Raw genomic sequence first — 12,452 nt, 5'->3', positions numbered from 1 at the left:
CCCTTCGGCCGGACGACGGGACTTTCGGCACACGCCCTAGCCTTGGGCAGTCTGCCGCCTGGGGCGGCACGGGTGGGCAAGGCGGCACCCCGGCGCCGAGTGCGCGATCGTCGGGCGTCAGCTGCGGCGCCGCCGGCGCACGGGCCGTCCCCTAGCCGCCGCACCCGGCATCACTCGACGCAGAGCCGAAGCCACCCCCTCCCGCCCGTCTCGCCGCCGGCCCCGCCCCCGGCACCGAGAGCCGAAGCCCCCCGCCAGCCTCGCCACCGGCGCCGCCCCCCCCCGGGAGCCCCTCCCCGGGTCGCCGTCCTGCCCGGCGCCGGAGGTGGGTGGCTGTCGCGCCGACCCGGGTCACCCGGCGGATAATGGGCGAATGGCCAGGTCGCGTGGGAAGCAGCAGGGGAGCAGGAGTGGTGGCGGGGGAGGGCGAGGGGCCCGGGAGTCCGTGGTGGAGAGTGTCGACGGGGGGCTCGCCGAGCTGATACCCGACCGGGACCGGCCCGCCGGCTGGACCCTGCTCCTGGACGGCGCCCCGCAGTCGCACGTCGACCTGGACGACCCCGCCCACCTCTCCTTCGAGTACCAGCGCCGCATCGGCCACGTCATCGACCTGGCCGCCGACCCGGGCCGCCCGGTCCAGGCCGTGCACCTGGGCGGCGGCGCCTTCACCCTGGCCCGTTACGTCGCCGCGACCCGGCCCCGCTCCACGCAGCAGGTCGTGGAGCGCGACGGTCCGCTCGTCCAACTGGTGCGTACGGCCCTGCCGTTGGACCCCGGCGCCCGGATCCGCGTACGGACCGCCGATGCCCGCGAGGCCCTCGCCAAGCTGCCCGACGACTGGGCCGACGTACTGGTCGCGGACGTGTTCAGCGGGGCCCGCACCCCCGCCCACCTCACCAGTACGGAGTTCCTGACCGAGGTGCGGCGCGTGCTGCGGCCCTCGGGTACCTACGTCGCCAACCTCGCCGACGGCCCGCCGCTGGCCCATCTGCGCGGGCAGATCGCCACCGCCGCGGCCGTCTTCCCCGAACTGGCCCTGGTCGCCGACCCGACGGTGCTGCGGGGCAAGCGCTTCGGGAACGCGGTGCTGGTCGCGTCCGCGCTGCCGCTGCCGGTCGCCGAGCTGACCCGGCGGGCGGCGGGCGACCCGCACCCGGGACGGGTCGAGCACGGGCGCAGTCTGCTCGACTTCGCGGGCGGCGCTCCGGCGGTGACGGACACCTCGGCCAAGGCGTCGCCGGCCCCGCCCGCCTCCGTGTTCCGGTAGCGGCGGGCCCGGCTCCCGCTCCGTCTCAGTACGTCGCGATCTCGACCGACGGCGCGTGGTCGTGCCACGTGCAGAACACCGACACCCGGTCCGCGCCGGACGTGAACTCGACCCGGATCCAGGTGGTCTGCTTCCACACCTGCACCGACCACCCCGCCCCGGGCGTCGCCGACACCAGCGTCGCCGACCGCTCGCCCAGGTCGAACACGGCCCGGCCGCCGGCCGTCTCGTAACTCTTCACACTCCCGGTGCTCCCCGCGTTCGCGGGCGGCACGGACCGGCTGGGCTTCGGCGAGACGGTGGACGGCTTCGGCGTCGGCCGGCCGGACTTCCCGGCAGCGGAGGACGAGGACGCGGAACGGGACGGTGCCGGGCCCGGGCGGTGCGTGGAGGAGGAGACCGGAGGGGCAGACTCCGAGGCGACGGCACCGACGACGGGGAGCGCCCGCGGCGGGTCGTACACCGTGCCGGCCATCACCGTGTGCACGCCCCACCAGGACAGGGTCACCGCGGCGCCCGTCGCGAGCAGCCAGGCCACCGAGTGCACGAGCCCCCGCCGCACGGCGCGCGAATCCCCGGGCGGGTCCTGGGCGTGCGCCGGGGCGGGCGGCGGAGGCGGGTTCGTCGGCATCGCGGGCCATACTGCACCACACCCGCCACCCCTGTCCCGCGCCCCGGAGCCCGCCCCCAGGGACGACCGGCATCGCCCGTACGGAGTACGGATGGCGTACGGTGCCGCCCATGGCAAGTGTGCTCGTGGTCGAGGACGACCAGTTCGTGCGCTCGGCCCTCATCCGGCATCTGACCGACGCCGCCCACACGGTGCGCAGCGTCGGCACGGCCCTGGAGGCGCTGCGCGAGGTCGCCCATCACCGCTTCGACGTCGTGATCCTCGACCTCGGCCTGCCCGATCTGGACGGCGCCGAGGCGCTCAAGATGCTGCGCGGCATCACCGACGTACCGGTCATCATCGCCACGGCCCGCGACGACGAGTCCGAGATCGTCCGGCTGCTCAACGACGGGGCGGACGACTACCTCACCAAGCCGTTCTCGCCCGAGCACCTGTCCGCGCGGATGGCCGCCGTGCTGCGCCGGGCCCGCGGCAGCGCCCACGCCGAGCCGCCCTCGCGGGTCATCCGGGTGGGCGGCCTGTCCGTCGACCCGCTGCGCCGCCAGGCCGAGCTGGACGGCGCCCGCCTCGACCTGACCCGCCGCGAGTTCGACCTGCTCGCCTTCCTCGCGGGCCGGCCCGGCGTCGTCGTCCCCCGCAAGGAACTGCTCGCCGAGGTGTGGCAGCAGTCGTACGGCGACGACCAGACCATCGACGTCCACCTGTCGTGGCTGCGCCGCAAGCTGGGTGAGACGGCGGCCCGGCCGCGCTATCTGCACACGCTGCGCGGCGTCGGCGTGAAGCTCGAACCCCCGGCCGCGGACTCCGCCCCGTGAGGTGGGCGCTGGTCCGGGTGTGCCTGGCCGTGACCACGATGGTCGTCGTCGCGTTCGCCGTGCCGCTCGGGCTCGTCATCAAGGAGATGGCGCGCGACCGGGCGTTCTCGAACGCGGAGCGCACCGCCGCCGCGATGGGCACCACCCTCTCCATCACCACCGACCGCGACCAGCTGGTCCGTGCCCTCGCCACCGCGCAGACCGGCGGCGGGGACCGTATGTCGGTGTACGTCCCGGCGGGCGGCGGCAACCCGGAGATCCGGCTCGGCAGGCTGCGTGTGGACACGGACCGGCTCGCGGACATCCGGCAGGCCCGCACGGCCGGTGTGCCCGGCGGCTCGGTCTGGCTTCAGCCGATCGCCGTGAGCACCGGCAAGATCGCCGTCGTCGAGGTCTACGTGCCCCAGGGCGAGGTCACCAACGGCGTGACGACCGCCTGGGTCGTCCTCGCGGGCGTCGGCATCGCCCTGATCATCGGGTCCGTGGCCGTCGCCGACCGGCTCGGCGTACGCATGGTGCGGCCCGCGCAGCGCCTCGTCGGCGCCGCCCACGACCTCGGCGAGGGCCGGCTCGGGGCGCGAGTGCCCGAGGACGGTCCGACCGAACTGCGGCTCGCTGCCGTCGCGTTCAACTCCATGGCCGACCAGGTCGTCCAGCTCCTCGCCAACGAGCGCGAGCTGGCCGCCGACCTGTCCCACCGCCTGCGCACGCCGCTGACCGTGCTCCGGCTCAACGCGGCCTCGCTCGGCGACGGGCCCGCCGCCGAACAGACCCGGGTCGCCGTCGAGCAACTGGAGCGCGAGGTCGACACCATCATCCGTACGGCCCGCGACGCCAAGCCGCAGACCGCCGCGGCCGGGCCCGGCGCCGGCTGCGACGCCGCCGAGGTGATCCGCGAGCGCATGGACTTCTGGTCGGCGCTGGCCGAGGACGAGGGCCGCAAGGTGCGTGTCGCGGGCGTCGAGCGGCCCGTACGGATCCCCGTGGCGCGCGGCGAGCTGGCCGCGGCGATGGACGCGCTGCTCGGCAACGTCTTCCGGCACACCCCCGAGGGCACCGCGTTCGCCGTCGACGTGCACAGCGGGGAGGACGCCGTGATCGTGCTCGTGTCGGACGCGGGTCCCGGAATCGCCGACCCGGAGGCCGCGATGGCGCGCGGCGCGGGCTCGGGCAGCGACGGGTCGACCGGGCTCGGCCTGGACATCGTGCGCCGGCTCGCCGAGGCGACCGGCGGCGACGTACGTATCGGCGCGTCCGTGCTCGGCGGGACCGAGGTGCGTATCTGGGTGCAGACCGGACGGCCGGGTGCGGTGCCGCGCCGACGCGGACACCGAGGCCGGGAACGTAAAGGATTGGTCTCTACCTTTAACCGGTCCCGATCCCTCCCTTAAGTCAACTTTAAGATCCTCAACGCCGTTCCCTGTTGCCCGAATTGAGCGATTCCGGATCGCTAGCGTGCTGCCGCGTCACCACAACCCCCCTCCCGTACAGGTAAGGCAGGCACGCCATGAGCAGCACGCACCGGCGCAGGATCAGCGGCAGGAACAAGGCGATCGGCGGCGTCGTCGCCGCGGCCGTCGTGGGCGGCGGCGCGTTCCTCTTCGCCTCCAGCGCGTCCGCGGCCTCCGTGGGCGCCGCCTTCACCAAGACCAGCAGCTGGGAAGGCGGTTACACCGGCCAGTACGTCATCACCAACAGCACGGACCAGGCCCAGGCCGACTGGACGCTGGAGTTCGACCTGCCCTCCGGCACCAGGCTCGGCTCGCTGTGGAACGCCGAGTCGACCGTCTCCGGACAGCACGTCACCGTGAAGCCCGCCGCCTGGGACAAGGGCGGGCTCGCCGCCGGCAAGTCCGTCACCGTCGGCTTCGTCGTGTCCGGCGACGCGGCCCCGAAGTCCTGCCTCATCAACGACGCCACGTGCTCCGTGGACGGCGGGGCCACGCCCGAGCCGTCCGGCCGCCCCACCGGCTCCGCGACGCCGAGCAGCCCGGCCCCGAGCGCCTCCACTTCCTCGCCCGCCTCGCCCTCCGCGTCCACGTCCACGCCGCCGAGCCCGTCCCCGTCCACCTCGGCGCCGGACTCCGGTTCCGGCTCGGCCGCGAGCGCCGGATTCGCGCCGTACGTGGACACCTCGCTGTACCCGAAGTTCGACCTGGTGGCCTCGTCCAAGGCGACCGGCGTCAAGGAGTACAACCTCGCCTTCATCACCTCCGGCGGCTCCTGTGTCCCGAAGTGGGGCGGCGTGACCGACCTCGGCAGCGACGAGGTCGCCGCCCAGATCGGCTCCCTGCGCGCGGCGGGCGGTGACGTCCGCGTCTCCTTCGGCGGCGCCTCCGGCACCGAACTCGCCCTGGCCTGCGGCTCGTCCGGCGATCTCGCCGCCGCGTACCAGAAGGTCATCGACCAGTTCAAGCTCACCAAGGTCGACTTCGACATCGAGGGCGGCGCCCTGCCCGACACCGCGGCCAACACCGAGCGGGCTCAGGCCATCGCGACGCTCCAGAAGAAGAACCCGGAGCTGAACGTCTCCTTCACGCTGCCCGTCATGCCCGAGGGCCTCACCTCGGACGGCGTGAACTTCCTGAAGAACGCCAAGTCCAACGGCGTGCGCACCGACCTCGTCAACATCATGGCGATGGACTACGGGGCCTCGTACAGCGGCGACATGGGCACCTACGCCGAGCAGGCGGCGACCGCCACGCAGGCGCAGATCAAGACGGCGCTCGGACTGTCCGACGCGGCCGCCTGGAAGGCCGTCGCGGTCACCCCGATGATCGGCGTCAACGACGTGAACACCGAGATCTTCAAGGTCGAGGACGCCGGCCAGCTCGTCTCCTTCGCCAAGTCCAAGGGTCTGGGCGGCCTGTCGATGTGGTCGGCGACCCGCGACAAGCAGTGCGCGGGCGGCGCCAAGAACTCCGCGGACCCGACCTGCAGCTCGATCGAGCAGGGCGCGAACGCCTTCCAGAAGGCGTTCGCCGCCTTCAACTGACGACCGATCCGCCTCGCCTGCCAGGCTGAACCATCGTCCGGCTGGGTCCTGCTGAGATCTGCCGAGTGTCCTACTGAGCCATCGCCCTACGGGGGAACGAGCCCCGGCCGGAGAAACCCCCCACCCGGCCGGGGCTCACGCCTGTCCTGCTCCCGCGCCTCCCGGGGATCAGTCGTCGAGCGCGGGCAGGACGCCGGCGCGGGCGACCCGGGAGTACCAGCCGGCGCTGGACTTGGGGATGCGGTCCTGCGTCGCGTAGTCGACGTAGACCGCGCCGAAGCGCTTGCTGTACCCGTACGCCCACTCGAAGTTGTCGAGCAGCGACCAGAGGAAGTAGCCGCGGACGTCGGCGCCCCGGCGGACGGCCTCGTGGACGGCGGAGAGGTGGGCGTGGAGGTAGCGGATGCGGTCGGGGTCGTGGACGTGGCCGTCGGCGTCGACGGTGTCCTCGTAGGCCGCTCCGTTCTCTGTCACGTAGAGCGGAACCCCGGGGGCCTGAGCGGTGTACTCAAGGAGAAGGTCCGTGAGGCCGGTCGGATCCACCGACCAGTTCATCGCGGTCAGTTCACCGGGCGCCCGATGGAAGACGACGTCGTCGGAGCCCGGCCAGGGGGAGTGGTCACTGGCGCCGTGACCGTCGAGCCTGGCGTTGTCGCCGTCCTGGTCACCGCGGGGGCCGGAGACGACGGCGGGTGTGTAGTAGTTGATGCCGATGAAGTCGAGGGGGTGGTGGATGGAGGCGAGATCCGCGTCCTGCACGAAGGACCAGTCCGTCACGCGCGCGGTGTCGGTGATCAGGTCCTGCGGGTAGGCGCCCTCGAGCAGCGGCCCGGTGAAGACGCGATTCGCGAGCGCGTCGATCCGGCGCCGGGCGTCGAGGTCGGCGGGAGAGCCGGTGAGGGACCGGACCACGCTCGGGTTGAGGCTGATCCCGATGCCCGCGCGGGCCGGCAGGACCGAGCGCAGCGCCGAGGTGGCGAGCCCGTGCCCGAGATTGAGGTGGTGGGCGGCGCGCAGCGCGGCGGCGGGATCGGTGCGGCCCGGGGCGTGCACACCCGAGCCGTAGCCCAGGAACGCGCTGCACCAGGGCTCGTTGAGCGTCACCCAGCGCTCGACGCGGTCCCCGAGCGCCTCGCCGACCAGCCCGGCGTACTCCGCGAACCGGTACGCGGTGTCGCGCTCGGGCCAGCCGCCGGCGTTCTCCAGCTCCTGGGGCAGGTCCCAGTGGTACAGGGTCGCCATGGGCGTGATCCCGTGGGCGAGGAGCTCGTCGACGAGGGCACGGTAGAAGTCGAGCCCGCGCTGCACGGCGGGCCCGCGCCCGGTGGGCTGCACGCGCGGCCACGCCACCGAGAAGCGGTATGCGGTCAGGCCGAGGTCGGCCATGAGCCGTACGTCGTCCCGCCACCGGTGGTAGTGGTCCACGGCGACGTCCCCCGTGTCCCCGCCCAGCACCTTCCCCGGCGTGTGGCTGAACGTGTCCCAGATCGAGGGTGTCCGCCCGTCCTCCCGGACGGCCCCCTCGATCTGATACGCGGCGGTGGCGGACCCCCAGAGGAACGATTCGGGAAAACGGGTGTGGGGGGCGGGAGTGGTGGTGGTCCGGGTGTTGTGATCAGTGGTCGTCATAGGGGAGCGCTCCCATAGGGGTTGAGGGTGTTCCGGGGGTTGGGGGCGGGTGTCGTCGTAGGGGTGTGGTGGGTCGCCGGGGGCGGGGGCATCGGGGAAATGCGACCCGAAGGGTCTGCATTTCAGGGGCGCGAGGAACTGCGCGACCAGCCCCCACCGGCCCGCGGTCGGGCCTCAGTCGCAACCAGCCACGGCGGACCCGGATCCCGCTCCGAGCGGAGCTCAAGGTCACCCCTTGATCGCGCCCTGCATGATCCCGCCCACGATCTGCTTGCCGAACAGCAGGAACGCCAGCAGCAGCGGCAGCGTCCCGAGCAGCGCCCCGGCCATGATCACCGAGTCGTCCGGGATGTAGCCGGTACCCAACTGGTTCAGCGCGACCTGCACCGTCGGGTTCTCGGAGTTGAGCGCGATGATCGGCCAGAGGAAGTCGTTCCAGGCCATGACGAACGTGAGCAGCCCGAGCACCGCCATGGCCGGCCGCGCCGCGGGAAAGACGACGTGCCAGACGACCCGGAGACTGCTCGCGCCGTCGACCCGCGCGGCCTCGATGAGTTCGGTGGGCAGTGCCTGCACGAGGTACTGCCGCATGAAGAACGTGCCGAAGGCGCTGACGAGGGTGGGGAGGATGACGGTCTGGAGGTGGTTGGCCCAGCCGAGGTCCGTCATCCACAGGTACAGCGGCACCACGGCGAGCTGCGGCGGCACCATCATCGTGCCGATGGTGAGCAGCAGGAGCGTGGTCGAGAAGCGGAAGCGGAGCTTGGCGAAGGCGAAGCCGGCGAGGGTCGAGAAGAGCACCGTGCCGACGGTGATCATCGAGGAGACGAAGATCGAGTTGAGCATCGCCGTGCCCAGACCGGCCTGGTCCCAGGCGGTCTCCAGGTTCTTGAAGAGGTTCCCGCCGAACCAGAAGGGCGGCGGGGTCTGCGCGAGCCGGGTGTTGGTGCGGGAGGCGGCGATGGCCGTCCACACCAGCGGCGCGAGGGAGACCAGGGCGAAGAGGACGAGGACGGTGTAGGTGAGCGGGCCGGCGTGGAGTTGCTTGCCCGCGCCCATGACCCGTCGGCGCGGGGCCCGCGCGGCCGGTCCGGGAGCGCCGGCGCGCTCCTTCTCGGCCCCCGCCCGAGGGGGCGTCACGTCACTGATGGTCATCGGGAGGACCTCTTCAGGCGTCGGGAGATCAGCAGGTTGAGCGCGGCGACGACCAGGAGGATCAGGAACATCGACCAGGCGATGGCGGAGGCCTTGCCCAGGTTCCCGACCATCCAGCCCTGGTCGTACATGTACAGGCCGAGCGTCTGGTACTGGTGCTCGGAGCCGCCCTTGGTGCCGCTGACCCCGCCGAAGAGCAGGGGTTCGGCGAAGAGCTGGGTGGCGCCGATGGTGGAGACGACGACCGTGAAGAGGATGGTCGGGCGCAGCATGGGGATGGTGACGTGGCGGAACTGCTGCCAGCGTCCGGCGCCGTCGAGCGCCGCCGACTCGTACAGGTCGGTGGGGATGGCCTGCATCGCGGCGAGGTAGATCAGCGCGTTGTAGCCGGTCCAGCGCCAGACGACGATGGAGGAGACCGCCGCCTGCGAACCCCAGCCGGACTCGCGCCAGTTGACGGGGTCGAGGCCGACGAGGTCCAGCGCCCAGTTGACCATGCCGCTCTCCGGTGCGAAGAGCAGCACGAAGACGAGCGTCGCCGCCGCGGCCGAGGTGGCGTACGGGGTGAGCATGACGACGCGCCAGACGGTGGAGCCGCGCAGCCGGTAGTTGAGCATGTGCGCGAGCCAGAGCGCGGCGGCCAGCTGCGGCACGGTCGACAGGAGGCCGATGGTGAAGGTGTTCTTCAGGGCGTTCCAGAAGAACTCCGAGGAGAACAGGTTCCGGTAGTTGTCCAGGCCGGCCCAGGTCTGCTGGTCCAGTGCGGACAGCTGCACGTGGTGCAGCGAGTACCAGGCGGTGTAGAGGAGCGGCACCAGGGAGAAGGCGCCGAAGACGATGAAGAAGGGGGCGATGAACGCGTACGGCGACGCCTTCATGTCCCAGCGGTACAGCCGGGGGGGGCCCCCCGCGGGGGCCCCCGGCGGGGCGGGGGGGCGTGCCCGCCCGGGCGGGGCCCCCCCCGCCGCGCCCCCGCGGCCCCGCGCCCGCGGCGCCGCGCGGGGCCCCCGCGGGGGGGCGCGGGGGCCCGGGCGCCGCGGCCTCCCCCCGCCGGCGCCGCCCCGGGCGGGCGCGGGGGGCCCCCGGGGGCGCGGCGTCGGCGCTCGACGCGGACCGCGCGAGAGCCTGGTCGGAGCCGTTCACTGGCCGAGCACGTCCTTGACCTCCTTGGTGGCGGCCTCCCAGCCCTGCGCGGGCGACTTGCCCTTCTGCTCCACCTGGAGGATGCCGGTGTCGGTGATCGCCGTGTTGATCGGCTGGTCCTTCACGCCGAAGACCTGGACGGGGATGGTCTTCGCCGAGTCGGAGAAGGTCTGGGTCAGCGGGGCGTCGGAGAAGAACTTCGTGGTCGCGGCCTGCGGTTCGAGGGAGCCGTAGGCGCTCGGCGTGGACGGGAAGCTGGCCTGCTTGCCGAAGACCTTGGCCTGCTGCTCGGGCGCGGTCAGCCACTTGGCCAGGGCGATGGCTTCCTTCTGGTGCTTGCTCGCCTTCGGCACGCCGATGAAGGAGCCGCCCCAGTTTGCGGCGGTCGGGGCGGCCGCCACGTCCCACTTGCCCTCGGCGCTCTTGCCGGACTTCTCCTGGATGTAGCCGAGCATCCAGGCGGGGCAGGCGACGGTGGCGAACTTGGCGTTGGCGAAGCCCTGGTCCCACGGCTTGTCGAACTGCTTCAGCTTGGCCGACATGTCGCTCGTGGCGACCTCCATGGCCGCGTTCCAGGACGCCTTCACGCCGCTGGACTTGTCCCAGATGACGTTGCCGTCCTTGTCGTAGTAGCGCTCCTTCTCGCCACCCAGCGCCGCGTTGTAGACGGAGGACGCCGAGTCGACGAACTTCGTGCCGTCGGGGGCCTTCTTCATGTACTGCTTGCCGACGTCGACATACTTGTTCCAGTCGCCCTTCCACATGGCGCCGAGCTTCGTGCGGTCGGTCTCCAGGCCGGCCTTCTCGAAGAGGTCCTTGCGGTAGCAGATCGCCATCGGGCCGATGTCGGTGCCGAGCCCGATGAGCTTGCCGTCCTTGGTGGTGGCCTGCGCGTTCTTCCAGTCCAGCCACTGGGAGGCGTCGACCTCCTTGCCGAGGTCGACGAACCGGTCGCCCTGCGTCTGGACGGCCTCGGTGATGTTGCCGATCTCGATCGCCTGGATGTCGTCGGTGCCGGATCCGGCCTGGAGCCGGGTCAGGGTCTTGGGCCAGTAGACGTCGGTCCGGGTGGTGACGTTCTCCTTGATGGTGATGTCCGGGTGCAGCTTCATGTACTCGTCGTACAGACCGGCCTGCTTGTAGCCGAAGACGCCGAAGGTGCCGATGGTGACGGTCGTGCCGCCCTTGCCGCCGGCGCCTCCGCCCGAACCCCCGCCGGAGCCGCCGTCGTCCGCGTCGGTCGCGCATCCGGCCAGCAGCCCTGTGGCCAGGGCGGCGACGACCGCGAGGGTCGTCGCGCGTCGGGACGTACGGGCAGTCGTGCGCATTGCGTCCTCCAAGATGCTCAGGTTCACGTGCTCAAGTGCTCTGACGTGCCGATCCCGGCCGGTTGCCCCTCAGCATGCGGTGCCGGTGCTCTCGCGGCGTGGCACCCGGGCGGAGAATGTGCGGCTCTTGTACGCGACCGGTGGTGTGGGAGCGCTCCCACAAGTGATGTGTTGAAGGTTCGCGCTCCGGCCACGGGGTGTCAAGAGACTGTGCAGCACGACGTTCGCGCGGTTATCGGGCTGTTAGATTCCGCGTGAGACTTGGGGAGGTAGGAGTCATGGTGGCTCGCGGCACTCACGGCAGGCGTCCGACCCTCGAGGAGGTCGCGGCCCGGGCCGGCGTCGGCCGGGGCACGGTCTCCCGCGTCATCAACGGATCGCCGCGGGTCAGCGACCGCACCCGCGCCGCCGTCGAGGAGGCCGTCGCCGAACTCGGCTACGTGCCGAACACGGCGGCCCGAGCCCTCGCCGCCAACCGCACCGACTCCATCGCCGTCGTCGTCCCCGAGGCCGAGTCCCGCTTCTTCTCCGAGCCGTACTTCTCCGGCATGGTCGGCGGCGTCGGCGTGGCCCTCGCCGAGACGAACCTCCAGCTCCTGCTGACCTTCGCCCGCGGCGAGCGTGAGCAGGACCGGCTCGCCGCCTATCTGGCCGCCCACCGCGTCGACGGCGTCCTCCTCGTCTCGGTCCACTCGGACGACCCGCTCGCCGACCGGCTGCTCCAGATGGACATCCCCACCGTGATCAGCGGCCCCCGCTCGGCGGACGAGCCACTGCCCTCCGTCGACACCGACAACTACGCGGGCGCCCGCTCCGCCGTCGACCACCTCGCCGGACGCGGCCGCCGCGCCGTCGCGATCATCACCGGACCGCTCGACGTCTACGGCGCCCAGCGGCGTCTGGCCGGCTACGCGGACCAGCTGGGCGACTCCGGCCTCGAGTACACGGAGGAGCTGGTCGCGTACGGGGACTTCACGGAGGAGGGCGGCCGCCGCTGCATGACGGAGCTGCTCGAACGCCGCCCCGACCTGGACGCCGTCTTCGCCTGCTCCGACCTCATGGCCTCCGGCGCCCGCCAGGTGCTGCGCGAGGCCGGCCGCCGGATCCCCGACGACGTCGCCCTGGTCGGCTTCGACGACTCGGTGATCGCCCGCCACATGGAGCCCGGCCTCACCAGCGTGCGCCAGCCCACCCGCGACATGGGCCGCGCGATGACCGAGCTGCTCCTCGACGAGATCGCGCTGGCCGCCGAGGGGCTGCGCTCCTCGACCCGGCGGCGGGCCGAGCGGCACCTGGTGCTCCCGACGGAACTGGTCGTCCGGGCGTCCTCCTGAAGGAAGGCGCGGTGGAAGGCGCGGAGAAACGCCGAAGGGCCCCCGGGTCGCGGGACGGGGGCGGGGACCCCGCCGGGGGGGTGGGGGGGGGGGTTGCCCCCGCCCCCCGGGGCCCCCCCACGTGGGGGGCCCCCAGGGGGAGACCCCCCCAGTGC

General features: G+C 72.5%; 10 protein-coding genes. 5 read left to right on the top strand and 5 right to left on the bottom strand.

What is annotated here, in order from left to right:
- Positions 1 to 373: 373 nt before the first annotated feature.
- Positions 374 to 1,267: a spermidine synthase gene (locus ACFW9D_RS12375; RefSeq protein ID WP_384620875.1), complete on the top strand. Its 894-nt coding sequence runs from the start codon at positions 374 to 376 to the stop codon at positions 1,265 to 1,267.
- Positions 1,268 to 1,292: 25 nt separating this feature from the next.
- Here the strand turns inward: ACFW9D_RS12375 and ACFW9D_RS12370 are convergent, their stop codons facing one another.
- Positions 1,293 to 1,829, bottom strand: a complete 537-nt coding sequence (locus ACFW9D_RS12370) for a hypothetical protein (protein ID WP_384620884.1) — start codon at positions 1,827 to 1,829, stop codon at positions 1,293 to 1,295.
- 179 nt (positions 1,830 to 2,008) lie between these two features.
- Here ACFW9D_RS12370 and ACFW9D_RS12365 point away from each other — a divergent pair, with 179 nt between their 5' ends.
- The 3 genes from ACFW9D_RS12365 (at position 2,009) to ACFW9D_RS12355 (ending at position 5,708) form a co-directional block, all read left to right on the top strand.
- The gene (locus ACFW9D_RS12365) at positions 2,009 to 2,713 is read left to right on the top strand and encodes a response regulator transcription factor (RefSeq protein ID WP_188338771.1); all 705 of its coding nucleotides are present in this window, start codon (positions 2,009 to 2,011) and stop codon (positions 2,711 to 2,713) included.
- Positions 2,710 to 4,104 carry a HAMP domain-containing sensor histidine kinase gene (locus ACFW9D_RS12360; protein WP_188338772.1) on the top strand — a complete coding sequence of 465 codons (1,395 nt, stop codon included), beginning with the start codon at positions 2,710 to 2,712 and terminating at the stop codon, positions 4,102 to 4,104. Before ACFW9D_RS12365 ends, ACFW9D_RS12360 begins: the two co-directional genes overlap by 4 nt.
- Positions 4,105 to 4,220: 116 nt before the next feature.
- Positions 4,221 to 5,708: a cellulose binding domain-containing protein gene (locus tag ACFW9D_RS12355; RefSeq protein WP_384620871.1), complete on the top strand. Its 1,488-nt coding sequence runs from the start codon at positions 4,221 to 4,223 to the stop codon at positions 5,706 to 5,708.
- Positions 5,709 to 5,876: 168 nt separating this feature from the next.
- On the opposite strand, the gene ACFW9D_RS12350 is transcribed toward ACFW9D_RS12355, so the two are convergent.
- From ACFW9D_RS12350 to ACFW9D_RS12335, 4 genes are all read right to left on the bottom strand, one after another.
- A complete protein-coding gene (locus ACFW9D_RS12350) occupies positions 5,877 to 7,337 on the bottom strand; it encodes a GH1 family beta-glucosidase (protein ID WP_384620868.1) in 1,461 nt (486 codons plus the stop codon).
- A gap of 228 nt (positions 7,338 to 7,565) precedes the next feature.
- Positions 7,566 to 8,492, bottom strand: coding sequence for a carbohydrate ABC transporter permease (locus ACFW9D_RS12345; protein ID WP_384620866.1), 927 nt, complete (start codon positions 8,490 to 8,492; stop codon positions 7,566 to 7,568).
- Positions 8,489 to 9,370, bottom strand: coding sequence for a carbohydrate ABC transporter permease (locus ACFW9D_RS12340; protein WP_384620863.1), 882 nt, complete (start codon positions 9,368 to 9,370; stop codon positions 8,489 to 8,491). The genes ACFW9D_RS12345 and ACFW9D_RS12340 overlap by 4 nt, the downstream gene beginning before the upstream one ends.
- A 261-nt stretch (positions 9,371 to 9,631) precedes the next feature.
- Positions 9,632 to 10,963, bottom strand: a complete 1,332-nt coding sequence (locus ACFW9D_RS12335) for an ABC transporter substrate-binding protein (RefSeq protein ID WP_188338777.1) — start codon at positions 10,961 to 10,963, stop codon at positions 9,632 to 9,634.
- Positions 10,964 to 11,241: 278 nt separating this feature from the next.
- On the opposite strand from ACFW9D_RS12335, the gene ACFW9D_RS12330 reads away from it, so the two are divergent.
- Positions 11,242 to 12,297 carry a LacI family DNA-binding transcriptional regulator gene (locus ACFW9D_RS12330; protein WP_188338778.1) on the top strand — a complete coding sequence of 352 codons (1,056 nt, stop codon included), beginning with the start codon at positions 11,242 to 11,244 and terminating at the stop codon, positions 12,295 to 12,297.
- Positions 12,298 to 12,452: the final 155 nt, after the last annotated feature.

It is taken from the genome of Streptomyces sp. NPDC059524, assembly GCF_042749255.1.
Lineage (GTDB): Bacteria > Actinomycetota > Actinomycetes > Streptomycetales > Streptomycetaceae > Streptomyces > Streptomyces xanthii.
The sequence above is the reverse complement of the archived record's forward strand: the minus strand, read 5'-3'. Positions and strand labels throughout refer to the sequence as shown.

Bases quoted from the DNA above. Each gene is read 5' to 3' on its own strand.
- ACFW9D_RS12375 (WP_384620875.1), top strand. From the start codon at position 374: ATGGCCAGGTCGCGTGGGAAGCAGCAGGGGAGCAGGAGTGGTGGCGGG.
- ACFW9D_RS12365 (WP_188338771.1), top strand. From the start codon at position 2,009: ATGGCAAGTGTGCTCGTGGTCGAGGACGACCAGTTCGTGCGCTCGGCC.
- ACFW9D_RS12355 (WP_384620871.1), top strand. From the start codon at position 4,221: ATGAGCAGCACGCACCGGCGCAGGATCAGCGGCAGGAACAAGGCGATC.
- ACFW9D_RS12350 (WP_384620868.1), bottom strand. From the start codon at position 7,337: ATGACGACCACTGATCACAACACCCGGACCACCACCACTCCCGCCCCC.
- ACFW9D_RS12345 (WP_384620866.1), bottom strand. From the start codon at position 8,492: ATGACCATCAGTGACGTGACGCCCCCTCGGGCGGGGGCCGAGAAGGAG.
- ACFW9D_RS12340 (WP_384620863.1), bottom strand. From the start codon at position 9,370: ATGAAGGCGTCGCCGTACGCGTTCATCGCCCCCTTCTTCATCGTCTTC.
- ACFW9D_RS12335 (WP_188338777.1), bottom strand. From the start codon at position 10,963: ATGCGCACGACTGCCCGTACGTCCCGACGCGCGACGACCCTCGCGGTC.
- ACFW9D_RS12330 (WP_188338778.1), top strand. From the start codon at position 11,242: ATGGTGGCTCGCGGCACTCACGGCAGGCGTCCGACCCTCGAGGAGGTC.